This is a genomic window from Streptomyces endocoffeicus, assembly GCF_016741935.1.
GTDB lineage: Bacteria > Actinomycetota > Actinomycetes > Streptomycetales > Streptomycetaceae > Streptomyces > Streptomyces endocoffeicus.
In genome coordinates, this window is record NZ_JAERRG010000023.1 from 86035 (window position 1) to 112763 (window position 26729).

The 26729-nt window shown below is 71.3% G+C and carries 22 protein-coding genes; 14 read left to right on the top strand and 8 right to left on the bottom strand.

Translation table 11 applies throughout. From position 1 onward, the window contains the following. Positions 1 to 122 precede the first annotated feature (122 nt). On the top strand, positions 123 to 3050 hold the full coding sequence (locus JK364_RS39720) for an alpha-glucuronidase family glycosyl hydrolase (RefSeq protein WP_201856273.1): 2928 nt from the start codon (positions 123 to 125) through the stop codon (positions 3048 to 3050). A gap of 68 nt (positions 3051 to 3118) precedes the next feature. Here the strand turns inward: JK364_RS39720 and JK364_RS39725 are convergent, their stop codons facing one another. From JK364_RS39725 to JK364_RS39750, 6 genes are read right to left on the bottom strand one after another with little or no spacing between them, the layout of a single operon-like run. After that, positions 3119 to 3877: an SDR family NAD(P)-dependent oxidoreductase gene (locus JK364_RS39725; protein ID WP_201856274.1), complete on the bottom strand. Its 759-nt coding sequence runs from the start codon at positions 3875 to 3877 to the stop codon at positions 3119 to 3121. Then, a complete protein-coding gene (gene kce, locus JK364_RS39730; RefSeq protein ID WP_201856275.1) occupies positions 3874 to 4815 on the bottom strand; it encodes a 3,5-dioxohexanoate:acetyl-CoA acetone transferase in 942 nt (313 codons plus the stop codon). Before kce ends, JK364_RS39725 begins: the two co-directional genes overlap by 4 nt. Before the next feature lie 22 nt (positions 4816 to 4837). After that, positions 4838 to 5740, bottom strand: coding sequence for an LLM class flavin-dependent oxidoreductase (locus JK364_RS39735; protein WP_201856276.1), 903 nt, complete (start codon positions 5738 to 5740; stop codon positions 4838 to 4840). Beyond that, positions 5737 to 6525 carry an HpcH/HpaI aldolase family protein gene (locus tag JK364_RS39740; protein ID WP_201856277.1) on the bottom strand — a complete coding sequence of 263 codons (789 nt, stop codon included), beginning with the start codon at positions 6523 to 6525 and terminating at the stop codon, positions 5737 to 5739. The genes JK364_RS39735 and JK364_RS39740 overlap by 4 nt, the downstream gene beginning before the upstream one ends. Beyond that, positions 6522 to 7430 (bottom strand): cupin domain-containing protein, encoded by a 909-nt coding sequence (locus JK364_RS39745; RefSeq protein WP_201856278.1) that lies wholly within the window; start codon positions 7428 to 7430, stop codon positions 6522 to 6524. Before JK364_RS39745 ends, JK364_RS39740 begins: the two co-directional genes overlap by 4 nt. Positions 7431 to 7446: 16 nt before the next feature. Beyond that, entirely contained in the window at positions 7447 to 8337 is an 891-nt protein-coding gene (locus JK364_RS39750; protein ID WP_201856279.1) for a DUF6282 family protein, read from the bottom strand. Positions 8338 to 8533: 196 nt separating this feature from the next. Here JK364_RS39750 and JK364_RS39755 point away from each other — a divergent pair, with 196 nt between their 5' ends. Continuing rightward, positions 8534 to 9913: an MFS transporter gene (locus JK364_RS39755; RefSeq protein ID WP_201856280.1), complete on the top strand. Its 1380-nt coding sequence runs from the start codon at positions 8534 to 8536 to the stop codon at positions 9911 to 9913. Positions 9914 to 9957: 44 nt separating this feature from the next. Here the strand turns inward: JK364_RS39755 and JK364_RS39760 are convergent, their stop codons facing one another. Both JK364_RS39760 and JK364_RS39765 read right to left on the bottom strand, forming a co-directional pair. After that, entirely contained in the window at positions 9958 to 10764 is an 807-nt protein-coding gene (locus JK364_RS39760; protein ID WP_201856281.1) for an IclR family transcriptional regulator, read from the bottom strand. A 109-nt stretch (positions 10765 to 10873) separates the two neighbouring features. Beyond that, entirely contained in the window at positions 10874 to 11605 is a 732-nt protein-coding gene (locus JK364_RS39765) for a FadR/GntR family transcriptional regulator (protein ID WP_230993202.1), read from the bottom strand. Between the two features lie 183 nt (positions 11606 to 11788). Here JK364_RS39765 and JK364_RS39770 point away from each other — a divergent pair, with 183 nt between their 5' ends. The 12 genes from JK364_RS39770 to JK364_RS39825 all read left to right on the top strand — a co-directional run bounded on the left by JK364_RS39770 (position 11789) and on the right by JK364_RS39825 (position 26728). Further along, positions 11789 to 12211: a cobalamin B12-binding domain-containing protein gene (locus JK364_RS39770; protein ID WP_201856283.1), complete on the top strand. Its 423-nt coding sequence runs from the start codon at positions 11789 to 11791 to the stop codon at positions 12209 to 12211. Between the two features lie 5 nt (positions 12212 to 12216). Beyond that, complete coding sequence (locus JK364_RS39775) at positions 12217 to 13659, top strand: phenylacetate--CoA ligase family protein (RefSeq protein WP_307841519.1); 1443 nt, start codon at positions 12217 to 12219, stop codon at positions 13657 to 13659. Further along, complete coding sequence (gene meaB / locus JK364_RS39780; RefSeq protein WP_201856284.1) at positions 13656 to 14594, top strand: methylmalonyl Co-A mutase-associated GTPase MeaB; 939 nt, start codon at positions 13656 to 13658, stop codon at positions 14592 to 14594. Before JK364_RS39775 ends, meaB begins: the two co-directional genes overlap by 4 nt. Positions 14595 to 14618: 24 nt before the next feature. Beyond that, positions 14619 to 16343, top strand: coding sequence for a methylmalonyl-CoA mutase family protein (locus JK364_RS39785; protein ID WP_307841520.1), 1725 nt, complete (start codon positions 14619 to 14621; stop codon positions 16341 to 16343). A 62-nt stretch (positions 16344 to 16405) separates the two neighbouring features. Then, on the top strand, positions 16406 to 18130 hold the full coding sequence (locus tag JK364_RS39790) for an L-lactate permease (protein ID WP_201856285.1): 1725 nt from the start codon (positions 16406 to 16408) through the stop codon (positions 18128 to 18130). A gap of 2 nt (positions 18131 to 18132) precedes the next feature. Continuing rightward, on the top strand, positions 18133 to 18639 hold the full coding sequence (locus JK364_RS39795; protein ID WP_201856286.1) for an ATP:cob(I)alamin adenosyltransferase: 507 nt from the start codon (positions 18133 to 18135) through the stop codon (positions 18637 to 18639). Between the two features lie 187 nt (positions 18640 to 18826). Beyond that, a complete protein-coding gene (locus JK364_RS39800) occupies positions 18827 to 19933 on the top strand; it encodes a LacI family DNA-binding transcriptional regulator (RefSeq protein WP_307841521.1) in 1107 nt (368 codons plus the stop codon). A 64-nt stretch (positions 19934 to 19997) separates the two neighbouring features. Continuing rightward, the gene (locus JK364_RS39805; protein WP_201856287.1) at positions 19998 to 21596 is read left to right on the top strand and encodes an FAD-dependent oxidoreductase; all 1599 of its coding nucleotides are present in this window, start codon (positions 19998 to 20000) and stop codon (positions 21594 to 21596) included. Positions 21597 to 21648: 52 nt separating this feature from the next. Beyond that, positions 21649 to 23781 (top strand): hydantoinase/oxoprolinase family protein, encoded by a 2133-nt coding sequence (locus tag JK364_RS39810; protein WP_201856288.1) that lies wholly within the window; start codon positions 21649 to 21651, stop codon positions 23779 to 23781. Beyond that, positions 23778 to 24383 carry a hypothetical protein gene (locus JK364_RS39815; RefSeq protein WP_201856289.1) on the top strand — a complete coding sequence of 202 codons (606 nt, stop codon included), beginning with the start codon at positions 23778 to 23780 and terminating at the stop codon, positions 24381 to 24383. The genes JK364_RS39810 and JK364_RS39815 overlap by 4 nt, the downstream gene beginning before the upstream one ends. Beyond that, positions 24371 to 25657, top strand: coding sequence for a TRAP transporter large permease (locus tag JK364_RS39820; RefSeq protein ID WP_201856290.1), 1287 nt, complete (start codon positions 24371 to 24373; stop codon positions 25655 to 25657). Before JK364_RS39815 ends, JK364_RS39820 begins: the two co-directional genes overlap by 13 nt. Positions 25658 to 25723: 66 nt before the next feature. Beyond that, positions 25724 to 26728, top strand: a complete 1005-nt coding sequence (locus tag JK364_RS39825; RefSeq protein ID WP_201856291.1) for a glycoside hydrolase family protein — start codon at positions 25724 to 25726, stop codon at positions 26726 to 26728. Position 26729: the final 1 nt, after the last annotated feature.

Genomic DNA, 26729 nt, shown 5'->3' on the forward strand with positions numbered 1-26729 from the left:
CCAAAGCCGCCGTGTTCCCTTGTGGTTCATTACGTTGACACCTGTCATGACGCGTGTGACGGTTGCGGTGCTTGCTCCTGGCCTGGATGTGCACTGTTCGTTCATCAACGGAAGTGGGACTCATGAGCTCAGGAATACGGCGCCGCAGCATTCTGTCCGCGGCCGCCCTGGGAAGCGCAGCCGGTTCGTCAGGTCTCTCCGCTCCGGCGTCGGCGCGGCCGGTGGCCGGCGCCGGAGCGTCGGCGGGCACGCTGCCCGGCGAGGACGGGTACGACCTGTGGCTGCGCTACCGGCAGGTGGAGGATTCCGGTCAGCTCAAGCGGTACCGGGCCGCCTTGGGGACGCTGGTCCGGCAGGGAGGTGGGCCGCTGCAGCGGTCGGCGGTGGACGAGTTGGTCCGCGGGCTCAGCGGGCTGCTCGGCATACGGGTGAGGCCACGCGCCAACGCCTCCTTACGCGCGGCACTTGTGGTGGGCACCCCGGCGAGTTCCGCCCTGATCCGCGAGCTCGTCCCCGCGGCCGACCTGGCGGAGCTGGGCGAGGAGGGGTATGTCGTCCGCCGGGTCACCCGGCGCGGCGGGGAGTTCACCGTGGTCGCGGCCCACGCGGACCGGGGTGTGCTCTACGGCGCGTTCCATCTGCTGCGCCTCGTACAGACCCGGCGGCCGCTGGAGCACGTCGATCTCACGGAGCGCCCGGCCGCCCCGCTGCGCATGGCCAACCACTGGGACAACGACGACGGTTCGATCGAGCGCGGCTATGCGGGCCGGTCCTTCTTCGACTGGGAGAAGCTGCCGCGACTCGACGACCGGTACACGGACTACGCACGTGTCCTGGCCTCGCTCGGCATCAACGGCGCCGTGATCAACAATGTCAACACGACGGCGGACTACCTCGCCGAGCCGTTCCTGACCAAGCTGGCCGCGCTGGCCGGTGTGCTGCGCCGTTACGGCGTGGCACTGTATGTCACGGCGAACTTCGCCGCCCCCATCGACCTGGGCGGGCTGGACACCGCCGACCCCTTCGACCCGGGGGTACGCGACTGGTGGACGAAGAAGGCCGAGGAGATCTACGGCAGGATCGAGGACTTCGGCGGCTTCCTGGTGAAGGCCAACTCCGAGGGCCGCCCTGGGCCGTTGGACTATGGACGCACCCACGCCGACGGGGCCAACCTGCTGGCGGGCGCGCTGAGACCGTACGGCGGGGTCGTGATGTGGCGTGCCTTCGTGCACGACAGTGACGCGAAGTGGGACCGGCAGGCCGACCTCGATTTCACACCGCTGGACGGGAAGTTCGCGGACAACGCCGTTGTGCAGATCAAGAACGGGCCGATCGACTTCCAGGTCCGCGAGCCCGCCCACCCTCTCTTCGGCTCGCTGCCGCGTACCAACTCGATGATCGAGCTCCAGGTGACGCAGGAGTACACCGGGCACGCCACTCATCTGTGCTATCTGGTTCCGCAGTGGAGGGAAGTCCTGGACTTCGACACCCTCAAGGCGGGCGAGGGCAGCACCGTGGCCCGTGTCGTGACCGGCCGGGTGCACTCCTACGCGCACTTCGGATTCGCCGGGGTGATGAACTTCGGCGATGCCAGGAACTGGACCGGCTCACACCTGGCCGCCGCCAACACCCACGGCTACGGACGGCTCTCCTGGAACCCGGACCTGTCCGCGCGGCACCTGGCCGACGAGTGGACCCGGATGACCTTCGGCAACGACCCGGACGTCGTCAAGACCGTCTCCGGCCTGCTGCTGGACTCCTGGCGCACCTACGAGGACTACACCTCGCCGCTGGGCACGGGATATCTCACCCATCCGCCGGACGGCTCGGTGACCGGGCACTTCGACCCCAGCCCGACGACGACCACCCAGTTCCACAAGTCGGACCGCGAGGGCATCGGCTACGACCGCACCGCCGCCACCGGCGACGGCTACACCGAGCTGTACGCGCCGGCGACACGGGACGCCTACGAGTCGCTGGAGAGCTGCCCCGAGGAACTGCTCCTCTTCCTTCACCACGTCCCGTACACCCACCGGCTGGACAGCGGCAGGACCGTGATCCAGCACATCTACGACACCCACTTCTCCGGCGCGGCGCGGGTGGCGGAGATGCGCACGGAGTGGGAGGGGCTGCGCCGCCGGGTCGACCACCGGCGGTTCACCGAGGTGCACCGCCAGTTCGGGGAGCAGCTCACCGAGGCCGCCCAGTGGCGGGACACCCTGGTCGCCTACTGGTTCGACCTGAGCCGGATCCGCGACGAGCGCCGCGGCTGGCTGCAGGCGATCGTCGCCCCGGCCGACACGGCGCTGCTGGGCGGGGAGCGCAACGAGCTTCCGGTGCAGGTGGTCAACGCGACGGGCTCCGGGCTGCGCACGGTGACCACACTGGACGTTCCCGAGGGCTGGCGGTCCGAGGAGGCGTCCCGCTACGTGGCCTCGCGGGAGGGCGAGACGGTGAAGATGACCGTGGTGCCGCCACCGGCCCCCGCGCTCGCCACCCTGCACGCGCGCCCCAGGTCGGGCGCGGTGCCGGTGCTCGACTCCTCGCTGCGCAGCCTGGCCAGGGTCGTGGTCGTCCCACCCGCCGCGCGATGCGTCCACGCGCTGGACGCCGGGCCCGCCTCGGCGCCGGTGCTGAAGGACTACACCCGTCTGTCGCCGGCCGACGGGTGGCACGAGGGCGCCGGGTTCGGCTGGGTCGGCAACACGCCCGACGCCACGGACACCGGACTGTTCGATGTCGTCCGCCGGGACTACGTACGCGACAGCGTCCCGGCCGTGCTGCGGCTGAGGCTGCCGGCCGGACGCTGCACCGCGCATCTGCTCACCGGTGACCCCAACACCTTCAACAGGTCGCTGATCGTCCGGGTGGACGGGATCGAGAAGGCCCGGAGCGAGCGGCTCGACGGCCGGGAGTTCATCTGGCTCCGGATCCCGTTGGACGGCGGATCCTCCGGACGCGAGGTGGATCTGGAGCTGTCCTCGAAGGAGGACGAGACCTGGCATCTCGGCGCCTGCGTGGTACTGGCGGACGGCCAGGAGCGGGGCTAGCCGCCACCGCTCACCGAGGGGCCTTGCCGACGGGCCCCTCGGTGAGCGTTGCGGGGAGTCCGGGCGGTTCAGGCGCAGAGCCCACCGTCGATCGGCAGGACGGCTCCGCTGATGTGGCTCGCGCGCTCGCTCAGGAGGAATGCCGCACTCGCTCCGACCTCCCGTCCCGTACCGGCCTTGCGCAAGGGAGTGGCCGCGATCCGGGCCTCCACGCCGCCGGGGATCGCGCGCCGCGTCTCGGCGAGCATCGGTGTCTCGGTCGGGCCGGGGGCCAGCGCGTTCACCCGGATCCCGAGCGGGCCGAAGTCATGGGCGGCGGTGCGGGTCAGGCCGATGACCGCGTGTTTGGTGGCCTGGTACGCGCCCATGCCGGAGCTGCCGCGGAGACCGCCGATGCTGCTCACGTTGACGATCGAGCCGAAGCCCTGCCGCTCCATGACGCGCACCTCTTCGCGGACGCACAGCCAGGTGCCCTTCACGTTCACGGCCATGATCCGGTCGAAGTCCGCTTCCGCGACCGCGTCGAGGCGCCCGCCCTGGGTCATCGCCGCGTTGTTGAACGCCCCGTCGAGGCGGCCGAACCGTGCGACGGTGGCGTCGACGAACCCGGTCACGCTCGCCACGTCGGAGACATCTCCGGTGGTGAAGGCCACATCGTGTCCGGCGGAGGCGAGTTCCTCCGTGAGCGCGGCAAGCGGTCCCTTGGTGCGTGCTACGAGCATGAGCGCGGCGCCGTCTTCCGCGAGGACGCGCGCGGCGTCGGCTCCGATTCCCGCGCTGGCCCCAACAAGGAGGATGACCTTACCGGCGAGCGGCGGAGTGCTCATGAGACCGTGCTCCTGTCGATGTCCGTGACGCCGCGCAGCGCGAGCGTCGCCCGGGCGTCGGCCGGTGTGGCGATCGGCAGGTCCAAGTCCTCGACGAGGGAGCGGACCTTCCTGACCTGCTGGGCGTTGCTCTCCGCGAGCCGCCCCCTGCCGATCCACAGGCTGTCCTCGAGCCCCACGCGCACATGGCCGCCGAGCAGGGCGCTGTGGGTGGCGAACCGCATCTGGTCGCGGCCGGCCGCGAAGGCGGAGAACGAGTAGTCGTCGCCGAAGAGCTTGTCCGCGACGCGCACCATGTGGTCCAGGTTCTCGTGATCGGCACCGATGCCGCCGAGGACGCCGAACACGCCCTGGATCAGCAGGGGCGGCTTGGCCAGGCCCCTTTCGGCGAAGTGGGCGAGCGAGTAGAGGTGTCCAATGTCGTAGCACTCGTACTCGAACCGGGTGCCGGACTCGCCGAGCGTACGCAAGGCGTGTTCGATCGTCTCGAAGGTGTTGATGAACGGGCGGGAGTACGACTTGAGCACGTGCGGCCGCTCCCAGTCGTGCTTCCAGTCGGTCACCCGGTCGGCCATCCCCGCGTACACGAAGTTCATCGAGCCCATGTTCATCGACGCGAGCTCGGGCCGGAGCCGGACGGCCGCCGCCAGGCGCTGCTCCATCGTCATCGCCGGCGAACCACCGGTGGTGATGTTGATGACGGCGTCGGTCCGCGCGGTGATCGACTCGACGATCCGCTCGAAGACCTCGGGCTCGAACGTGGGCCGCCCGTCCGGCTGCCGGGCGTGCAGGTGCACGACGGCGGATCCGGCCTCGACCGCCTCGAGTGCGGCCTCGGCCACCTGCTCGGCGGAGAGCGGGAGATAGGGGCTCTGGGACGGCACATGCACGGATCCCGTCACCGCGGTGGTGATGATGACCTTCCCGGCCGCCCGCATCAGTTCTTCTCCTCGGTGGTGGTCATGTGTCCTCTCCCGTCGTGCGGATGGTGTGCGGGGGCGGATGGTGTGCGGGGGCGAGCGCCCGGTAGGCGTCGAGCTTGGCGTCGTCGAGCCGGCCGACCAGGCTGATGGCGACCTGGGTGGCGCCCGCGTCGTACTGTCGCCGTACCGCCTGGCGCACCTGCTCCGGCGTGCCGTAGGCGACGAGGGCGTCGACGAGCCGGTCGGACCCGGGCGGGGTGAGGTCGGCTCCGGTGAACCCGAGCCGGGTCAGCTTCGCGATCTGGTGCGGCAGCGTCAGGTAGTAGGCGAGACGCCCGCGTGCCACCTCGCGGGCGGCGGCACGGTCGCGGCCCACCACCGCCCACTGGACGACCGACAGGAACAGGTCGTCCCCGATCGTCTCGCGCGCCCAGCGGGTGTGTTCCGGTGTGACGAGGAAGGTGATCAGGCCGTCGGCACGTTCGGCGGCGAGACGGGTGATCCCGGCCGAGTACGCGCCGAGCACCCGCGGCACCGCCGCCCGGCTACCACCGCGGCGGGCGATGGTCGCGTCGACTTCGTCGAGGTAGTCGCGGAGGAACGGCAGCGGGCCGACACCCCGCTCGCGGACCGCTCCGCTGACCCCGAGCCCCAGCACATAGCGCCCGGGATAGCCGGCGGCGAGGTCCCGCGCCGCCGAGGCCGCGGACTTCGGCACGCGTTCGAGCGCGCGGGCGACGCCGTTGCCCACGACCATCCGTCGCGTCGAACCGAGCGCGAGCGCGGCGGTGGTGAACGCTTCGCGCCCGGCGACCTCGGGGATCCAGACCATCGGGTGGCCGGCCTCTTCCAGTACCCGGAGGAAGCGCACCGCTCCCCCGTGGTCGAGGTCGTCCAGCTCGGCGATCGACAGCGCCGAGCGCGGCAGGGAGAGCGTCATCGGTGACCGTCCGCTTCCCGGAACGCCGTGACCAGCCCGCGCGCGGTCTCCGCCAGCATCGATGTGTCATTGCTGAGCAGGACGAAGTCGCAGCCGTCGCGCACCGCCCGCGCGGCACGCTCGGGCGCGCCGCCGAACGCGAGCCCGCAGCGCTTTCCCGCGGCGTGCGCGGCGTCCCGCGCGGAGACGATCAGCTCGAGCACCTCCGGCGAGGCGGGCGTGGAACCCATCGACATCGAAAGGTCCGCGGCGCCCACGAACACCGCGTCGACGGAGTCGAGGGCCAGTATCCGCGGTGCGGCCTCGATGGCCTCGACGCTCTCGAGCTGCGGAACGCACAGCACGTCGTCGTTGCCGGTGGCCAGGTAGTCGGTGCCGGGGCGCAGCCCCCACGCTCCGGCACGGCTGGTGCCGCCGGCGCCGCGCACACCGTGCGGCGGGAACCGGCACGCCCGCCCGACGGCGGCGGCCTCCTCGACGGTGTCGACGTGCGGTACGAGGATGCCCATGGCCCCCGCGTCGAGGATCTTCTGGATCGTCGAGGCCGTCGTGTCCGGCACCCGCACCAGGGGCACCATGCCCAGCGCGGCGGCCGAGTTGATCAGCCGGTACGCGGTCTGGAGGTCCAGCGGCGCATGCTCCAGGTCGATCACGACGAAGTCGAACCCGGCGTACGCCATGATCTCGACCGGCTCACCCGAGGCGATCTTCAGCCAGGTGCCGAGCGGGGTGGTGGCGCGGCCCGGTGCGAACAGCCCGCCGCCGGTGCGTCGTCGCGCGCTCATGGCATCGGGTAGTCGTCGGCGTTGAGCACCCAGCCGGGTTTCTCCGAGAAGTCGGTGCGGGGCGGGCTGAAGATGTCGATCAGCTGGTTCACATCGGGATCGCCGGCTTCGGAGGTGTGCACGGTGGGTGGCGGAATGATCGCGAGGGAGGGGCTGCCGAGCCGCACATGCTCGTCGTCGCGCCACTGGGAGCTGTCGCTCAGCCAGGGGGTGCGGATGTGGTGCACATACTGGCCCCGCACGGCCAGCGACAGCTGCTCGAAGTCGTCGTGGGTGTGTGGTGAGAGCTTGTGCGGGTCGCGCGGACCGTCCAGCTCGGGCAGGAAGTTGACCATGAACGACCGGGTGCGGAAGATGCGGCCGAACCGTGCCGGGTCGTCCGGAACCTCGGCCAGCGGATAGCACCGCACGGCGGGCCCGCCGACGGGCTCCGGCCACCGCTCCAGCGGTGCGACGCGCGGGTGGTCCTCCGCGTACGCCCCGGCGTTGGCGGCCCGGTCCCGCCATGCCGGCTCGGCGGCCTCGACCAGGCGGATCAGCGGGCCGTCGCCGTGCACGCTGATCCGCGAGCCACCGGGCGGGGCCACGACGAGCCCGGGCCCGTCGACGCGTGTGCTGCCGTCGCCGGTGACCACCGTGAAGGCCGGAGAGGCTCCGGTGACCACCACGGCGAGCTCGCCGTCGAGCGTCCCGTTGTCCAGGTCGTCACCGGCCCGCGCCTCGGTGTGCGCCAGCACCACGTTCTGAGCGCGGACGACCGCGGTACGGGCGTCCGGTGTCGCGGCGCCGGGCGGGGCGAGGCGGTGCAGATCGAAGTACTGAGCGGCGGCTATCGCGGCGCCGCTGTCCGGCCGTGGTGCGGTCGCCGTCGCGAGCGAGGAGCGGGGGTCGTCCTTTTCGTACACCGTGGTGTCCTTTCGCTCAGCTGTCGAGGTTGAGCAGATAGGCCGGGTTGTCGCGGACCATGCGCCGCAGGTCCTTCTCCGGCAGGCCGAGGTCGAGCAGCGCCCCCGCGACCCGCAACCACGCGTCCACCGGTTTCGGGTTGATCGCCTGCCCGAAGTCCGAGGCCAGCACGGTGTGTTCGGGGCCGAGCGCCTCGATCCAGGCCAGCAGTCGTTTGGGGTCCCTCTTCTGGGCTCCCTCGGGGTCGTACATGCCGACCTCGTGCTCGATGAACGCGCCGAGTGCGATGAGCTCGCGGCACAGGTCGGGGTCGGCGCCGATCACATAGTCGGGGTGACTGACGACCATCCGCGTCATGCCGCGGTCCTTCGCGGCCCGGAACAGCGTGCGGATGTACTCGGGGTACATATGGCCGCCGTTGACGACGGCCTCCTGTTCCTTGATCTCGTCGAGTATCCCGGCCGCCTCGGGCTTCAGTTCCCCCCTGTCGTCGACGATGTCGATGCGTTCCAGGGTCAGGGGCACGGTGGTGGTCGGGAACGCCCCGTCCTCGGGGTGGCAGTCGATGTGCCGGCCCGAGGAGATGGTCGGGAACCAGACGACCTTGCCGCCCATGCGCAGACACATGCGCACCGCGTGCACGTTGAGACCGCCGACGGTGCTGTTGAGCGCGATACCGCCGTAGGCGGACGCGGCGACTCCGGCCAGGCGTCCCTTCATCGCCAGGATGTCCATTTGGGTGTTGTGGTGGTGAGACTTCGCGACCATGGCGCGCATCCCGATCCGGGCACCGTCCTGCGCGGCTTCGACGTGGTCGAAGCGACGGGGGAACGGGCTGGGGCCGGAGTGGACATGCATATCGATCAGGCCGTCCAGGACGGCGGCGACGGCAGGACGTTCCCTCATAGGAGACCACCTCGGTTCGCATTGTGAATTCGCGTTTCACTGTAGACCGCGAGTCAACCCCTTGCAGCAGTCTTGTGCGGCGCAAGTCACAACTTTAGGGTGGTCGGCAGTTCGCTTCGTGAACACGCAGTTCGCAACGCGCCGAATGTGGCACCTCAGAGCTGCGGGTAGCCAGCAACAGATCCCGGAGGACACGATGTCCCCACTGCCCCCCGCAGAGCAGCAGTCGGCGGCCTTGGACGACGACGCCCACCCGAACACCCCGCACGGTCCGGACACCGCCAAGGCGCACGCCGCGGTGCGCGGCGGTGCGTTCGCCTACTTCGTCGACCAGTTCGACATCTATCTGCCGATCGTGGTGCTCGCCCCCGCGACGGACTACTTCCAGTCCGCGAACCTGAGCGCGAGCACCACGGCCCTGCTCGCATCACTGGTATTCGCGTCGACGCTCATCGGCCGTCCGCTCGGCGCGATCATCTTCGGCCACTTCGCCGATACGGTCGGGCGCAAGCGCACCACGCTCGTCGCGGTCGGCGGCTTCGGCGTCATCACCCTGATCACCGCATGTCTGCCGGGCCACGAGACGATCGGGACATGGTCGGTCGGCCTGCTGATCGCGCTGAGATTCATCGACGGGATCTTCCTCGGCGGTGAGTACACCACCGCGGTGCCCCTGGCGATGGAGTGGAGCCCACGGCACAAGCGCGGCCTCTACGCCTCGCTCATCACCTCGACCTCCCCCGCCGCGTACGCGATGATCGCCGCGCTCACCCTGCTGTTGCTGCAGGCGCTGCCGTCCACCGGACTGCACAGCGGCTATGTGCAGTGGGGCTGGCGGATACCCTTCCTGGTCGGCGCGCTGCTGTCGGCCCTGCTGTTCCGTTACTACCTCACGCAGGTACACGAGCCGCCGCCCGAGTACACCGGGGAGCGGCACAAACTGCCGTTGGCGCGGCTGCTGGTGCGCTACCCGAAATCGCTGGCCCAGGTGTTCGTGCTGATGACCGGCACCTGGCTGGCCACCAATATGGAGGCCGCCGTGACCCCCGGGCAGCTCAAGGAACACCTTCTGCTGTCGAGCAAGCAGGTCACGCTGACCATGCTCGTGATCAACGCCTCCGCGGCGGTGTCCTACCCCCTCTTCGGACTGCTGTCGCAGCGCATCGGGAGACGGCGGTTCTACATCGGCTACGGACTGTCGGTCACCGTGATCGGCGCGGGTTCGTACTCGCTGCTGATGGTTTCCGACGGTGGACTGGGGACGGCCCTCGGCTGGGGCGTCATGATCGGCGTCTTCACCGTCGGCACGTTCGGCCCGATCGCCGCGTATCTGACCGAGCGGTTTCCGGCGAGCATCCGGTCCACGGGCTATGGCGTCGGGTACAGCCTCGCGCTCATCGCCCCGGCGTTCTACCAGTTCTACCTGGGGCAGTTCAACGGTGTCATGCCCGCGCACCTCGCCCCGGCCGTCCTGATCGCGCTCGCCGGTGCGCTGATCGCGTTCGGTGGCTTCCTCGGCCCGGAGACGAGGGACGTCGACATGGCCGATGACAGCACGATCCCGAAACTGGCCTGACCCGGCGGGCCACCCGGCCCGGCCCCATGCGGCCCGCGGCGGCTCTACACCGCCCGCCGGCCGAGGTCGTCGGGCCGGTAGTGGCCGCCGAGTTCGTGGGTGAGCGCACGCGCGGTGTCGACGACGACACTCAGCTCGGGGGCGTCGTCGGACATCGACAGGGTGTTGTCCGGGCCGACGATCGCGATCGTGGCGCAGATACCGTCCTCGTCGAACACGGGCGCCCCCACCGCGACGACACCGGGAGTGCTCATCGCGGAGCAGTGGCCGACGGCACGAACCCGCTCGACGTCGGCGCGCAGTTCCTCCCGTGCCTGGCCCGACAGATTCGCCATCAGCCGTTCCATGGACAGCTGGTCGGCGTGGTACGCGAGGAAGACCTTGCTCTGCGCCGAATCCAGCGGCAGATGGCTGCCCACTCGCACGGACACCACGACCACGGTGGAGATGTTCTCCTCGACCCGGGAGACCACCGGCCCGGTGAGGCCCCAGAGGCTGAGCACCACGGTCGTCTGCGTGGCGCGCGCGAGCGCCCTCATATGGCGCGGGGCGAGATTGATGACACTGCGGTGGCCGATGGCGAAGGCGCCGAGTTGCAGCAGCAGACCACCGGGCACATAGCTGCCCTCGGCATTGCGCTCGAGCAACCCCGCCGCGACCAGGGACGTGCAGTACCGGTACGCGGTGGTGCGGTTCAGGCCGAGCCGCTCGGCGACCTCGACGGCGGTCACTTCCGGAGTGGCGGGCTCGAACAGCGACAGGATCTGGCTGACCCTGCTCACCGCCTGGATATCGGCTTGGTCGCCCCGGTCCACGCGCGCGGCATCGGACGACCTCGTCGACTTGCTCATGGGAGCCTCCGCCGGATGGTGATCGAGGGGCTGACACGCCTGTTCACGAAGTGAACATGATGGTCAGACTACCCGAACCGGCTGGTCCCCTGCTGCCGGGAGACGCTCCTCAGCCGGAGACCCCGCCCACCGTCTCGTAGAAGGTGCGGATGTGCCGGGTGACGAGCTCGGCGGCTTCCTCGCCCCTGCCCTCCTCGACCGCGGCGAGGATGGCCCGATGCTCCGCGGTGAGGCCGGCGACCGTCGCCTCCCAGTCCTCCACCTGGGCGAAGGCGGCCATCATCTCGGTCTTCACCGCGTCGCGGAGCGCCTGCATCAGGTCGGCCGCGAGGGCGTTGTGGGAGGCGCGGGCGAGCCCGATGTGGAATTCGCTGTCGAGTTCGTGGAAGCGCTCGTGGTCCAGACCGGGTTCCGCCATCGCCGCGGTGAGGGCGTGCAGGCCCTTCAGCTCCCCGGCGCCGGCCTCGGCCGCCGCACGGTTGACCGCCAGTCGCTCGAGCTCGATCCGCACATCGACCAGGTCGCCCAGCTGGAACTGCGCCAGTGCCATATGCAGTCGCAGCAGGTTGCCCAGCGCGTCGGTGGACCGGCCGGCGACTCTTGAGCCCGCGTCCCGCCCGGACCCGACGTGGGCGTCGACGATCCCCATCGACTCCAGCACCCGCAGTGCCTCGCGGACGCTGTTGCGGCTGACGCCGAGCGCCTCGACCAGTTCACGCTCGCTGGGCAGCCGGTCCCCGATGCGCAATCGCCCTTCCAGGATCTTCTCCTGGATCTGGGTCAGCACCTGCTCGTGCGTGCGGAACCGCCGCACCGTCCGCCACTCCGGGTCGCCGCTCAACCCCATCCTCACCGGTTCAGTTCGCCTGTGGTCCGACCACGCTAGCACCAGCGTCCGGAGGGTGGCTGAGGAACAGCTCGTCCGCCCCCTTCCGGGAAAGTCGGTTCCGAACCATTGCCTGTGACCCCCACCACACCTATGGTCCAACCACACAGAGGAAGAACCAAAGTCGCTGGAGTGGTGATGACGGCAGTACAGGAGGAAACCGTTGCCGAGCCGATCCGGGTGATGCTCGCGAAGATCGGTCTGGACGGTCATGACCGGGGCGTGAAGGTGGTGGCCCGCACACTGCGCGACGCCGGTATGGAGGTCATCTACACCGGTCTGCACCGCAGGCCCGAGCAGGTGGTCGAGGCGGCGGTGCAGGAGGACGTCGACGTCCTCGGCATCAGCCTGCTCTCAGGAGCCCATATGCCCATCTTCAAGCGGCTGTTCGAGCTGCTGGGCGAGTTGGCGGAGCCGCACCGGTTCTCGATCGTCGCCGGCGGTGTGATGCCGGACGAGGACGAGGCGGAACTGAGGAAGATGGGCGTGGCCGGGGTGCTCGGCCAGGACTCCACACCGGAGGCGATCGTCGCCGAGATCCGTTCCCTGGTGCGGAGGTGACGCGGGTGACGCCGAACTCCCCCATGGAACAGTGGGTCTGGCCCCCGCGGTACGACGAGACACACCGCCCGCCGGACGGCCAGACACATTGGTTCCCGCGCCGCGAGACCATGCCGGCCGAGCGGCGTGACGAGCTGATCGCGGCACGGATCCGCGAGGTGATGGCGTACGCCTGGGACAACGCCCCGTTCTACCGCCGGAAGTGGGACGAGGCAGGCATCCACCCGTCGTCCGTCCGCACCCTCGCCGACTTCGAGAAGGTCCCGGTGGTGCGCAAGGAGGAGCTGCGCGCGGACCAGGCGGCGAACGAGCCCTTCGGCAGCTATCTGTGCGTGTCCCCGGACGAGGTCAAGCACATCAACGGCACCTCCGGCACCACCGGCCGCCCCACCGCCTTCGGCATCGGCGAGCGCGACTGGCGCAGCGTGGCCAACGCACACGCCCGGGTGATGTGGGCGATGGGCATCCGCCCGTCGGACACCGTGCTGATCGCCTCCCCGCTCAGCCTCTACTGGGGCTCGTGGGGCGCGTACACCGGCGCGGAGCGGCTCGGCGCCCGGGTCTTCCCGTTCGGCGCCGGCACTCCTGGCCAGACGGCGCGCACGGTGCGCTGGATGCGGCAGATGGGCGTCACGGTCTTCTACGGCACCCCGTCCTATGCCCTCCACCTCGCCGAGGTCGCCGCGGACGAAGGCGTCGACCCGGCCTCGCTGGGCCTGCGGGCGATGTTCTTCTCCGGCGAGCCGGGGGCGAGCATCCCCAGCACCCGCTCCCGTATCGTCGAGGCGTTCGGGGCCGAGGTGTACGACTCGGGGAGCATGGCCGAGGTCGCGCCCTGGATGAATCTGGCCGCGGCGGCGGACGAACCCGGGGTGCTGTGCTGGCAGGACCTCGTCTACACCGAGGTGTGCGACCCGGCCGGGCACCGGAGGCTGCCGTACGGCGCGGAGGGCACCCCGGTCTACACGACGCTGGAGCGGACCAGCCAGCCGATGATCAGGCTGCTGTCGGGAGACCTCACCCGGTGGGAGGCCCCCACGGCGGAGCGCGGGCGCACCTATCCCTTCCTGCCGCGCGGCATCTACGGCCGGATCGACGACATGTTCACCATCCGCGGCGAGAACATCCAGCCCAGCGCCATCGACGACGTGGTCATGGCGGTCCCCGGCTACGGCGGGGAGCATCGCGTCGTCATCAGCCGGGAGACCGCGATGGACACCCTGGCGGTACAGGTCGAGTACGACCCGGGGCAGCCGGAGAGCTCGCTGCCCGGCTGGGCCGAGCGCATCTCCAACCGGCTGCGCACCGTACTGGGGGTGGGCGCGACGGTGGTGCCGGTGCGGCAGCACACCTTCGACCGCACGGAGTTCAAGGCCCGCCGGGTGATCGACAACCGGGAACTGCTGCGGCGCATGGCCGATGAGCCGCTGCCCGGGAGGGAGCCGTGACGGTCATGGCGCCGCTCGCCGAACGGGTGCTGCGCGGGGAGCAGTCGGCGGTGGCACGGGCGCTGACCCAGGTGGAGCGGCGCGCCCCCGGCACCGACGCCCTCCTCGCCCCGCTGCACCGCGCGGCCGGACGGGCACACGTCATCGGTGTGACGGGACCGCCGGGGAGCGGGAAGAGCACCCTGGTGTCCGCCATGGCGGCGGAGTACCGCGGGGCGGGACGCACGGTCGGGATCATCGCCGTCGATCCGTCCAGCGTCTTCACCGGCGGGGCGATCCTCGGCGACCGGATCCGGATGTCGGCGCTGGCGGGCGACCCGGGCGTCTTCATCCGGTCCCTCGCCACCCGGGGCGCCCTCGGCGGCCTCGCGCGGGCCGCGCTCGACGCGGTCACCGTCCTGGACGCGGCCGGTCGCGACGTCGTCGTCCTGGAGACGGTCGGTGTGGGTCAGGCCGAGGTCGATGTGGTCAGCGGGGCGCAGTCGGTGGCGGTGGTGAGTGTCCCCGGGCTCGGCGACGGTGTCCAGGCCATCAAGGCGGGGCTGCTGGAGATCGCCGATGTGCACGTGGTCAACAAGTCCGACCGCGAGGGCGCCGACCGTACGGCGGCCGAACTGTGCGAGATGCTCCGGCTGGGCAAGCGGCGGCCCGGCCAGTGGAACGTCCCCATCGAGCGGACCGCCGCCGACCGCGGCGACGGCGTACGCGCCCTCATCGACCGCTTCGACGAACACCTGCGCTGGATGGAGCGCGTGGGCGAGCGCGAGCGGCGCACCCGCCGGGCCGCCGCCACCCGGATCCGGTGGGCGGCCGAGGAGTTGATACGGGACCGGCTGCGCCCCGGCACCGGGGCCTTCGACGCGGCCGTGGACGAGGTCGCGGCGAAGCGCGACGACCCGGCCTCGGCCGCCCGGCGGCTGATCGGACAACTGTGAGCACACGAAAGCGAGGAACCCGACGTGGCTGACGGCAACGGCGACGCCCCTGGAACGGATGACACCCGGCTGACCACCGACGCGCTGGCCAACGCGGTGACCGAGGAACTGGCCGACTGGGAGGGCCGCGAGCTGGCCGCCTTCACCACCCGCCGGCCCGAGTCGAAGGAGCGGTACCTCTCCGGCAGCGGCCTGCCCGTCAAGCGGGTCTACACCCCGGCCGACCTGCCGGAGGACTGGTCCGACATCGGCCTCCCGGGCCGCTATCCGTACACCCGCGGCCCGTACCCGACGATGTACCGGGGCCGCACCTGGACCATGCGGCAGATCGCCGGTTTCGGGCAGGCCGAGGAGACCAACGAACGCTTCCGCTACCTGATCGCCCAGGGCCAGACGGGTCTGTCCGTGGACTTCGACATGCCGACCCTGATGGGCCTGGACAGCGACGACGCGATGAGCCTCGGCGAGGTCGGCCGCGAGGGCGTGGCCATCGACGTACTGCCCGACATGGAAGCGCTCTTCGACGGCATCGACCTCGAGAACATCAGCGTCTCGATGACGATCAACCCCTCGGCGTGGATCCTGCTGGCGATGTACGTGGCGGTCGCCGAGCGGCGTGGCTACGACCTGAACAAGCTCTCCGGCACCATTCAGAACGACATCCTCAAGGAGTACGTCGCGCAGAAGGAGTGGATCTTCCCGGTCCGCCCCAGCATGCGCATCGTCCGGGACACCATCGTCCACTGCTCGCGGGAGATGGCCCGCTACAACCCGGTCAACATCAGCGGGTATCACATCAGCGAGGCGGGGGCCAACGCCCAGCAGGAGATCGCCTTCACCATGGCCATCACCAAGGCGTATGTCGAGGACGTGGTCGCGGCCGGGGTGGACGTGGACTCCTTCGCCCCCCGGCTGTCGTTCTTCTTCGTCAGCCAGGCCGACCTCTTCGAGGAGGTGGCCAAGTTCCGTGCCGTACGCCGCTATTACGCGCGCATGATGCGCGAACGCTTCGGCGCCGAGGATCCGCAGTCGATGCGGCTGCGCTTCCACGCGCAGACCGCCGCGGCCACCCTCACCAAGCCACAGCCCATGAACAACGTCATCAGGACCGCCCTCCAGGCGCTCTCCGCGGTGCTCGGCGGGGCCCAGTCGCTGCACACGAACGGCCTGGACGAGGCGTACACCATCCCCAGCGAGCAGGCGATGAAGACGGCGCTGCGCACCCAGCAGATCCTCGCCGACGAGACCGGGGTGCCCCATGTCATCGACCCGCTCGGCGGCTCCTACTACGTCGAGAACCTCACCGGTGAGCTGGAGCGGGGCATCGACGACTACCTGGAGAAGATCGAGGCGCTGGGCGGTGTGGTGGCCGCCATCGAGCAGGGTTTCTTCCAGCGGGAGATCTCCGACACCGCCTATGAATTCGCCCGCCGCAAGGCGGCCGGAGACCGCCCGGTGATCGGGGTGAACAAGTACGTCGACGAGACGGACTCCGAGAAGATCGAGACCCATCAGCTCGACCCCGCGTCCGAGGCCCGGCAGATCGCCCGGCTGCGGCGGATCCGCCAGGACCGCGACCCGCGGCGCGCCGCGGCCGCGCTGGACCGGCTCCTCGCCGTCGCGAAGGACGGCGACGCCAATCTGATGCCCGCCACCATCGAGGCGGTCAAGGCACATCTGTCCATGGGGGAGATCACCGGCGCGCTGCGCGAGGTCTTCGGCAGCTACACCGAGACCCCCGTGTTCTGACCCCGCTCGGCCCTGCCCACCACACCGGTCGCCCTCGGCGCGGCGGAACTGGGAGGTTTTCCGTGTACCAGCAAGTGACCGACCCCGTGGGCTCCAGCCCCGGATGGTCCGCACTGGTGGCGGCGGTACCGCTGCTCGTGCTCTTCACCCTGCTCGGCGTGGTCCGGGTGCGCGCCTGGCTGGCCGCGCTCACCGGTCTGGTACTGGCGCTCACCGTGGCCGTCGCGGTGTACGGGATGCCGGTGGGACCGGCGCTCGGCTCCGCCGCGGAGGGCGCGGCGTTCGGCCTCTTCCCGGCCCTGTGGATCGTGGTCAACGCGATCTGGATCTACCAGATGACGGTGGCTTCGGGCCACTTCGAGGTGTTGCGCCGCGCCTTCGCCAAGGTGAGCGACGACCGGCGGGTGCAGGGCGTCATCATCGCCTTCTGCTTCGGGGCGCTGCTGGAGGCGCTGGCCGGCTTCGGCACACCGGTGGCGATCTGTTCGGTGATGCTGATCGCGATCGGCCTCACCCCGGTCAAGGCGGCCACGGTCGCCCTGATCGCCAACACCGCGCCGGTGGCGTACGGAGCCGTCGGACTCCCGGTGATCACCCTGGCCCGGGTGACCGGGCTGCCGCTGGACGAGGTGAGCGCGATGACGGGCCGCCAGGTGCCGCTGCTCGCGGTCTTCGTGCCACTGGCGCTGCTGGTCGTGCTCGACGGCCGACGGGGGCTGCGGGAGGTGTGGCCGGCGGCGCTGGTGTGCGGGGCCACGTTCGCCGCGGTGCAGTATCTGATGGCCAACTACGGGCCGGTGGAGCTGACCGATGTCGCCGCGGCGCTGGTCTCGGCCGCCGCGGTGCTGCTGCTTCTGCGGCGGTGGCGGCCGGCGGGGGAAGCACCGGCGGAGGAGCCCGATGGAACCGGTGGGGCGGGTGGAGCGGAGGGTCCCGCGCCCGTCGGGGGCGACCCGGCCGGTGCCGGTACGCCTTCCGTCGGTACGGCGAGCGCCGGTACGGCCGGTACGGCGGTGCGCGTCCAGGCACCGCCGCGGCCGGCGGACACCCGCGCCGAGGTGGTCCGCGCCTTCACCCCGTACGCGGTCGTCATCGCCCTGTTCTCGGTGGTGTCCGTTCCGGCGGTCGCGGACGCGCTCGCCCGGACCACCGCCACCTTCGACTGGCCGGGACTGCACATCACCTCGCCCGACGGGGAGCCGCTCGGGCTGGTCCGGTTCAAGCTCGACTGGCTCGCCGGCGGTGGCACCGTGCTTCTGGTCGCCGGCCTGATCACGGCGTTGGCCCTGCGCGTACCGGCGTGGCAGGCGGTGGCGGCATACGGACGCACACTGCGTCAGCTGCGCACCGCCGCGGTCACGGTGACGGCCGTGCTGGCGCTCGCGTACGTCATGAACGCCTCGGGGCAGACCGCCACGATGGGCGCGTTCCTGGCCGGCGCCGGGAGCCTGTTCCCCATGCTGTCGCCGCTGCTCGGCTGGTTCGGGACCGCGGTCACCGGCTCGGACACCTCGTCCAACTCCCTCTTCGGCGCCCTCCAGGTGAGCGCCGCCGAGGGGGCCGGGCACTCGCCGGTGCTGACCGCCGCGGCGAACACGTCGGGGGGTGTGCTCGGCAAGATGATCAGCCCACAGAACCTGGCCATCGGCGCGAGCGCCGTCGGCCTCTCCGGACGGGAGGGCGAGCTCTTCCGCCGGGTGCTGGCCGCCACGGCGGTCTTCGTGCCCCTGATGTGCCTGCTCGTCCATCTGCAGTCCACATCCCTGCTGTCCTGGATGGTGCCGTGACCGTGACCGACGCGACCCTGGCCCGGCAAACCGCCCTCGGCGATGTGGAGGAGGCCAACGCCACCATCGGCGCGGCGATCTCCGCCGACGCGATGACGGACGACTGCGACGCGCTGCTGCGCGAGGTCCAGCGGGACCTGCTGGACCTCGCCGCCGGATTGACCGAGCCGGACCCGCCCCGGCTCGGCCCGGCCGCGTACCACCGCCTGGAAGCGGCCCGCGAACGGTACGCCCCGGCCACCACTCCCCCACCGGGGGGCCGTGTCCTGGCCGGTGGCTGCGCGGGCGCGGGACTGCTGCGCCTGGCCGGCGCGGTCACCCGCCGTGCCGAGCGGTCGGTGCGGGAGCTCGCCGCGGCGGAGCCCGAGGGGACGGCGCCGTCGGCCGCTGCCTATCTGAGCGCCCTGGCCCCACTGCTGACCGCGGTGGCGCTCCGGGTGGACCAGGAGGACGTCCGGAATCTGACGATGGGATCGTGCGGGGACCGGCCACCGCCGCGGCCCGCCTGACCGGGCGCCGGCACGGCGCGACAGCGATCGCTCCGTGCTCCGTGAGGTGTGCGTCCCGTGAGGATGGTTCCGTCCCGTGGGAATGGTTCCGTCCTGGCTCTTGACGGTGGGTGAAGCTCACGCCAGAGTTCATTAATGCGCATTAGTAATGCGCATTAACAGATCGGTGAGCGAGGGGACGTCAGGGGTGGATCAGCCGAGGAAGCGGGCGAAACCGGGACGGAATCCGGCGCCCGCGAGCCGTACGTCACGGCCGCGGCAGGCCGAGGTGGCCGGGCTCGCCGGAGTGTCGCAGGCGACGGTGTCGCTGGTCCTGTCGGCGCGCGGCGACGGCAGAGCCGCCGCGATCTCCGAGGAGACCCGGCAGCGCGTCCTCGACGCGGCCCGCAGTCTCGGCTACGTGCCTGACCCGGCGGCCCGGCGACTGGCGGCGGCCAGCAACAACCTGCTGGGCGTCTTCAGCTTCACCGCCACTTTCCCGACCGATGTACAGCACTCGTACTACCCGTTCCTGGTGGGCGTGGAGCAGGAGGCGGCCGCCCGGGGATACGACCTGGTGCTGTTCACGGGGTCGAGCACCGGTGGCGCGGGCGCCGCGGGACCGGACGCGCTGAGCCGGGTCCGGCTGGCCGACGGATGCCTCTTCCTCGGCCGGCATGTACCGCGCGCCGAGCTGAAGCGGCTCGTCGCCGACGGGTTTCCGGTGGTGCATCTGGGCCGCCGCGAGGAGTTGGAGGGGGTGGCCTGGGTCGGTGCCGACTATGTCAGCGCCAGCCGTGAAGTCGTCGCCCATCTGGCCGAGTTGGGGCACCGGCGGATCGTGCTCGTACGGGAGGACGACGACGCGCCCGCGTCCACGGACCGTCAGCGGGGCTTCCTGGACGGTCTGGCGGCGGCGGGCCTCACGGGCGGCCCCGGCGCGGTGCTGCGCTGCGCCGATCCGGCGGGTGAGCTGACCGCACAGCGGGTGCGGGCCCTGGTCGCGGACGGGGTGACCGCGTTCGTGGCCGAGGAGACCGACACGGGCGCGGCGTGGCGGGCGCTGAACGCCGCCGTCCGGGAGGCCGGGCTCGGCTGCCCGGGCGACGTCTCGCTGGGGCTGCTCGGGAGCCCGCCCGCCGACCTCGCCGCCCGGCCCGTGCCGACGGGGTTCGACATCCCCCGGCACCGGCTCGGCGCCGCGGCCGTCCGGCTGCTCGCCGCGCTCGTGGCCGGCGAGGAGGCGGAGGAGCCGTTGGTGGCCTGCGAGTTCCGTGCGGGCGAGACGGCGGGCCCGCCCGTCCCGCCACGGTAGCGACCGGCGCCGGGGCAACTCCGGGGCCATGGAACGAAGTTCAGTCACGAGCACGAGGAGCACGGTGATACCCCAGCCAGACATCCTGATCGTCGGTGGCGGCCTCGGCGGCGTCGCCGCCGCACTCGCCGCCTGCCGCGCGGGCCGGCGCGTGGTGATGACCGAGGAGACCGACTGGATCGGTGGGCAGTTGACGGCGCAGGCCGTGCCGCCGGACGAGCACCCGTGGGTGGAGCGGTTCGGCACGACGGCGACGTACCGGGCCCTGCGCGAGGGCATCCGGGCCTACTACCGGCAGTGGTATCCGCTGCGGGGCGAGGCGCTCGGGCTCACCGAACTCAACCCGGGCGCCGGCCGCGTCAGCAAACTGTGCCACGAGCCGCGCGTCGCGCTCGCCGTCCTGGAGGCGATGCTCGCGCCCCACCGCGCCTCCGGGCTGCTGACCGTCCTGACCGAGCACCGGGCCGTCTCCGCCGAGCATGACAACGATGCCATCACGGCCGTCACGGTACGGGACCTGCGCACCGGCACGCTGCGCACCGTCGCCGCCCCCTACGTCATCGACGCCACCGAGACCGGTGAGCTGCTCGAGCCGGCCGGTGTGGAGCATGCGTGCGGGGCCGAGTCGCACGACGAGTTCGGGGAGCCGCACGCCCCCGCCCAGGCCCAGCCCGGCAATCAGCAGGGCATCACGGTGTGCTTCGCGCTCTCCCACCACGAGGGCCAGGACCACACGATCGACCGGCCCGAGACCTATGACTTCTGGCGCGCCTACCGCCCCGAATTCTGGCCGGGGCCACTGCTCGGGTTCGAGGCTCCCGACCCGCGGACCCTGGAGCCCGTACCGCGCACGTTCGTGCCCAACCCCGAGCTGGATCCGCTGGATGTCAGCGCGGACCAGAGCGCGGACGCCGGGGACAAGGAGCTGTGGGGTTTCCGCCGGATCCTGGCCCGCAAGCTGCACCGGCCCGGGGCCTTCGACTCGGACATCACCCTGGTCAACTGGCCCCTGAACGACTACTGGCTGAAGCCCTTCGTCGGCCAGGAGGCCGAAGCGCTGCGCGAGGCACGGCAGTTGTCGCTGTCCGTCCTGTACTGGCTGCAGACCGAGGCGCCGCGCGCGGACGGTGGCACCGGGTTCCCCGGGTTGCGCATCCGCCCCGATGTGACGGGCACGGCGGACGGCCTCGCCAAGGCGGCCTATGTACGCGAGTCGCGGCGCGTCAAGGCGGTGACGACCGTCGTCGAGCAGGACGTCGCCATCGACGTCGTGGGCCCGTACGGCACCAAGCACTACCGGGACTCGGTCGGCGTCGGGGGCTATCGCATCGATCTGCACCCCTCGACCGGCGGCGACACCTACATCGACATCGGCTCGGTGCCGTTCGAGATCCCGCTGGGCGCGATGGTCCCGCGCCGGGTGCGGAACCTGCTGCCCGCCGGCAAGAACATCGGCACGACGCACATCACCAACGGCTGCTACCGCCTGCACCCCGTGGAATGGAACGTCGGCGAGGTCGCGGGCGCGCTCGCCGCGCACTGCCTGGCCGAGGACGTGGAGCCGCACCAGGTGCAGGCGGACGACAAGCGGTTCGAGGAATTCGCGCGGGTGCTGGACCGGTCGGGCGTGCAGCGGAGCTGGCCCGACGTCCGCGGCTACTGACCGGTCCCCCTTCGGCAACATACGCACGTCAACGCACAAGGAGGTGCCTGACATGTCCCCTGACCGTCGCGTCCGCGTCGGTATCGACGTGGGCGGCACGTTCACCGACGCCGTGGCCGTCGATGCCACGACGCTCGAACTGGTGGGCCAGGTGAAAGTGCCCACCAGCCACCACCATGAGGACGGCGTCGCACACGGCATCGTCCAGGCGCTCGGCCGTCTCCTCGAACAGACCGGGCGCACCCCGGCCGACGTCACGTTCCTGGCGCACGGCACGACCCAGGCCACGAACGCGCTCCTGGAGGGCGATGTGGCGAAGGTCGGGCTCATCGGGATCGGCACGGGCGCGGGTGCCGTGTTCACCCGGCGCCTCGCCGCGTTCGGGAAGCTGGAAGTGGCCCCCGGCAAGCGGCTTCCGCTGGTGTACGCGCATGTGGCGGACCCGTTCGACAGCGCTGCGGTGCGGGCGGCCGTGACCCTCGTACAGGAGGAGGGCGCCCAGGTCATCGTCGCCACCGAGCCGTTCGGGGTGGACCGGCCCGAAGGGGAGCAGGCCGTGCTCGACGTGGCGCGGTCCACGGGGCTGCCGGTCGCGGCGGCACACGAGATCACATCGCTGTACGGGCTGCACAAGCGGACCCGTACCGCCGTGGTGAACGCGGCGATCCTGCCGCGCATGCTGGCCACGGCCGATCTCGTCGACTCGTCCATCACCAAGGCCGGGGTCACGGCGCCGCTGATGGTGATGCGGTGCGACGGCGGTGTGATGTCGCTGGACGAGATGCGGCGCCGTCCACTGCTGACGGTCCTGTCGGGTCCGGCTGCGGGTGTGGCGGGGGCGCTGATGCGGGAGCGGATCAGCGAGGGGATGTTCCTGGAGACGGGTGGCACATCGACGGACATCAGTGTGGTGCGACGCGGCAAGGTGGCGGTGCGGCACGCGACGATCCTCGGCAGGGCGTCGTACCTCAACGCCCTGGATGTGCGCACCGTCGGTGTCGGTGGCGGGTCCATGGTGCGGGTCTCCGGAGGGAAGGTCACGGGCATCGGTCCGCGCAGCGCGCATATCGCCGGGCTTCCCTACGCCTGTTTCGCCTCGCTCGACGAGTTGCGGGACGCGAAGGTCACCATGGTGCGGCCGGTGGACGGCGACCCCGACGACCATGTGGTGCTGGACGCGGCGGGCGGCCGGTTCGCCGTGACGATGACATGCGCGGCGAACGCGCTCGGCCGGGTTCCCGAGGGCGACTTCGCACGGTGCGACCCGGAGGTGGCGCGGGCGGCGCTCGCCCCGCTCGCCGCCCTGCTCGGCCTGGATGTGGCGGGCGCGGCGCGGGCCGTGCTGGACGCGGGGACCGCGTCGGTGCGGGCGGTCGTGGACACGATGATCCGCGACTACCGGCTCGGCCGGGAGACCGCCGTTCTGGTGGGCGGGGGCGGCGGAGCGGCGGCCGTGACCCCGCAGCTGGCCCGGGCCGCCGGTCTGGAAGGGCGCATCGCCCGTCACCACGAGGTCATCAGCCCGATCGGGGTGGCGCTCGCGCTGGTCCGCGAGCAGGTCGAGCGGATCATCCCCGGCGCCACCCAGGAGCACATCCTCGCCGTGCGCGCCGAGGCCGAGCGGGCGGTCGTCGCACAGGGCGCCGCGGCCGACGGCGTGGAGGTCGAGGTGACGGTCGACCCGCAGACCAGCACCGTACGGGCCGTCGCCACCGGCGCGACCGAGCTGCGCACCCGGGACCGGGCGCACCGCGCCGATGACGCCGAGCGGCTGCGCGCGGCCGCCGCCAGCCTCAAGGCGCAGGAGGCCCGGGTGCGGATCCTGGCCGGCACGGACGCGTACACGGTGTACGGCACGGAGGTGCGGCGCCGGCTGCGGGCGGGACGGCAGCCGGTGCGGGTCGTGGACGCGGACGGGGTGGTGCGGCTCGGGGTGTCCGACGCGCGGGTGCGGACGACGACGGTGGGCGCGGCCGGCGAGGTGCTCGCCTCGCTGGTGCGGGAGTCCACCTCGTACGGCGACGGCGGGGTGCGGGCGCCCGCGGTGCGCCTGCTGGTGGGCGGCCGGATCGCGGATCTGTCCGGGGTGCTCGAACCCGAGGCGCTGCTCGCGCTGGCCCGCAGTGAGTTGCGTACGCGCGCGGCCGACGAGCCGGTGGTCGCGGTCGTGGAGTCCCGCGCATGAGCGGCGACCTGGGCCTCGACCCCGGCCGCGACCAGGATCTGGACCTCGCCGTGCGGCTGCTCGCGGGGACGCCCACGCATGAGGGTCGCGATCCGCTGGTCCTGCGCCGATGGGCCGAGGCGGCCGAGGAGTTCGGACGCCGTATGAGTCCCGATCCGGTGCCGGTCCGGGTGGTCGAGCGGGACGGCGGGCTCGCCGCCGGGCTGCTGGCGCGGTACCGGTCGCGGCCGCCGGTGGTCGAGGTGTACGTCGACACGGTCGACCGCGCCGAACGGCTCGTCGCCGAGCTCGGCTGGCGGAACTGGTTTCCCGCCGGGTCGGTGCTGGCCGCGGCCCTCGCCCACGAGCGGGCGCACGCCTGGCTCCATCACGCGCGTGTCCGGGCCGAGTTCAAGCGGGCGCTCGGCCACACCGCGCTGCGGCTCGGGCCGCGTCGCCTGTACGCGCACGTCGCGGGCGCCGACGAACTCGCCGCGCACGCCTACGCCCGCGCTGTCTGCGGCCTCGGCCGCAGCCCCCTGCTGCTCACCGAGGCGCTGGCCGCCGCAATGTCCAAAAAACCAGAGGTGCCCGAAAGCGAGACGGACCCATGGGTGTCGTGATTCTGCTCCTCATGGCGGCGGGCGTCGCCGCCATGCTCACCCGCAGGCTGCCCACCGCGTTCGCGCTGGTGCTGCTCGCCGTGGCGATCGCGTTCGCCGCGGGCGCGCCGCTGACCGGCAAGAACAGCGTGCTCGACACAGTGCTCCAGGAGGGCGCGCCCGCGCTGGCGGCCACGATGATCGCGATCCTGCTCGGTTCGTGGCTCGGCAAGCTCCTGGAGGAGACCGGTATCGCGGCCACGCTGGTCCGCAAGATCGTGGAGTTCGGCGGCGACCGGCCGGTGTTCGTGGCGCTCGGCGTCCTCGCGGTGTCGGCCCTCGTGGGCACGGTGACGGGGTCCGCGCCCGCGGCGATGCTCGCCGGGCTCATCGGGATCCCGGCCATGATCGCGGTGGGCATCCCCAAGGTGACGGCCGCCGGTACGATCCTGATGGGCATCGCGGTGGGTGTCCCGTTCGAGCTGCCGGTGTGGCAGTTCTTCTCCACGGCGCTGGAACTGCCCGTGGACACCGTGCGCGGCTTCATGGTGAAGCTGTTCCCGTTCGCGCTGGTGGCGGCCGTCGCATACGTCCTGGTGGAGTCGCGGCGGCGCGGCGTGGAGCACACCTGGTCGCTCAAGTCGCTCGAGGGCGGGCCGGCCGCACGCGGCCGACGGCAGTCGCTCGGCGACGCCCCGTGGTACGCGCTGCTGACGCCGGTGGTACCGCTGGTGCTGGCCCTCGGCTTCGAACTGGCCATTATTCCCTCGCTGTTGGCGGGGGTGCTGTACGCGCTGGTGACGACGACACGGCCGCGCGAGATGAACCGACGGCTGCTGCGCACCCTGTACGGCGGTTTCGAGGTGGCGGCGCCCCCGATCACGCTGTTCGTGGCGATCGGCATCCTGCTCGCCGCGGTGAAGCTGCCCGGCGCGGTCGACGCCCTCGAACCGCTCGTCAAGGCCGTCAGCCCGCAGAACGCGGTGCTGTTCGTGCTGGTCTTCACGGTGCTGGTGCCCCTGTGTCTGTACCGCGGCCCGCTCAATGTCTTCGGCCTCGGCGCCGGCATCGCGGGCGTCCTCATCGCCACCGGTATCTACCCGGCCACCGCCGTCCTCGGCATGGCCACCTCGTACAACCAGGTCTTCGGTGTCGCCGATCCGACCAGCACCCAGACCGTGTGGGCCGCCCAGTACTCGGGCGTCTCACCGCAACAGGTGATGGTGCGGACACTGCCGTATGTATGGGCCGTGGCGCTCGGGGGCCTGTGTGTCACCGCCGCGACCCAACTGTGACGTCCCTCCGCCAACAACCCCGTCAACAGCACCCCCTTCAACCGCAACCGACCTCAGGAGCCGATCATGCAAGAGCCGCAGTCCGGCCCGGATCGTCGTATGTTTCTGCGCGCGACCGCCGTCACCGGCGCCGCGCTCACCCTCGGCGGCCTGTCGACGCAGACCGCGTCGGCCGCGCCCGGAGGCTTCCCCGACTACACGTACGTCCGGACACTGCTGACGCCGTCGCAGCTGAAGTACAACCCGACGGGCGAGATCATCTTCCCGACCGTGCGCGGCGTCTACGACAAGCTGGCGTCACCGCTCGGCCGCTACTACCTCTACTACGCGCCGCATGACGCGCCCGGCGGCATCTGCCTCGCCTACGGGAACTCGCTGGAGGGCCCCTTCACGGAGTACCCGGCGAACCCGATCGTGTCGAACAAGTGGAGCCCGCACTACTCCGTCAGCCATGTCTCCTCGCCGCATGTGCTGTGGAGAGAGGACGTCAAGGAGTTCTGGCTGTACTTCCACGGCGAGAACACCACGACACGGCTCGCCCGCTCCCGGGACGGTGTCCACTTCACCTACGACAAGGTCGTCCTGTCCGCCTCGATGATGCCGTCGGGCACCACCGAGACGTCGTACGCCAGGGTCTTCCGGCACGACCTGCCCTCGCGCGGAGCCCGCTACGTGATGCTGTTCATGCTCAACAACACCACCAACCACCGCGACATCTGCTGGGGCTGGTCCGCCGACGGCCGGAGCTGGACCTTCGACCAGACCCCGCTGGTGCGCCACTCGGACGTCGGCGCGGTGAACGTCGGCGGCCCCCACCTGCTCACGCGCGACGGTTCCGCGTACGTGGTCTACAACAAGGACAAGGAGAGCGGCGGCGACCTCATGATCACCGAGGTGGGCGCGGACTTCTCGCGCCGTCGCCATCTGGGCGTCTTCTACAACTCCCGCTCCGGGCCACCGGAGAACGGCAGGTCGGCGGCGCCGTCGTTCGGCACCGAACGCGGAGTGCCGTACATGATCTTCGAGGCGGGGGAACGGCTCCAGGGCTCGATCGCGGTGGCACGGGGGTAGT

Excerpts from the sequence above, each read along its gene's own strand:
- JK364_RS39720 (WP_201856273.1), top strand. The coding sequence starts at position 123 with ATGAGCTCAGGAATACGGCGCCGCAGCATTCTGTCCGCGGCCGCCCTG.
- JK364_RS39725 (WP_201856274.1), bottom strand. The coding sequence starts at position 3,877 with ATGAGCACTCCGCCGCTCGCCGGTAAGGTCATCCTCCTTGTTGGGGCC.
- kce (WP_201856275.1), bottom strand. The coding sequence starts at position 4,815 with ATGCGGGCGGCCGGGAAGGTCATCATCACCACCGCGGTGACGGGATCC.
- JK364_RS39735 (WP_201856276.1), bottom strand. The coding sequence starts at position 5,740 with ATGACGCTCTCCCTGCCGCGCTCGGCGCTGTCGATCGCCGAGCTGGAC.
- JK364_RS39740 (WP_201856277.1), bottom strand. The coding sequence starts at position 6,525 with ATGAGCGCGCGACGACGCACCGGCGGCGGGCTGTTCGCACCGGGCCGC.
- JK364_RS39750 (WP_201856279.1), bottom strand. The coding sequence starts at position 8,337 with ATGAGGGAACGTCCTGCCGTCGCCGCCGTCCTGGACGGCCTGATCGAT.
- JK364_RS39755 (WP_201856280.1), top strand. The coding sequence starts at position 8,534 with ATGTCCCCACTGCCCCCCGCAGAGCAGCAGTCGGCGGCCTTGGACGAC.
- JK364_RS39760 (WP_201856281.1), bottom strand. The coding sequence starts at position 10,764 with ATGAGCAAGTCGACGAGGTCGTCCGATGCCGCGCGCGTGGACCGGGGC.
- JK364_RS39770 (WP_201856283.1), top strand. The coding sequence starts at position 11,789 with ATGACGGCAGTACAGGAGGAAACCGTTGCCGAGCCGATCCGGGTGATG.
- JK364_RS39810 (WP_201856288.1), top strand. The coding sequence starts at position 21,649 with ATGTCCCCTGACCGTCGCGTCCGCGTCGGTATCGACGTGGGCGGCACG.
- JK364_RS39815 (WP_201856289.1), top strand. The coding sequence starts at position 23,778 with ATGAGCGGCGACCTGGGCCTCGACCCCGGCCGCGACCAGGATCTGGAC.
- JK364_RS39820 (WP_201856290.1), top strand. The coding sequence starts at position 24,371 with ATGGGTGTCGTGATTCTGCTCCTCATGGCGGCGGGCGTCGCCGCCATG.
- JK364_RS39825 (WP_201856291.1), top strand. The coding sequence starts at position 25,724 with ATGCAAGAGCCGCAGTCCGGCCCGGATCGTCGTATGTTTCTGCGCGCG.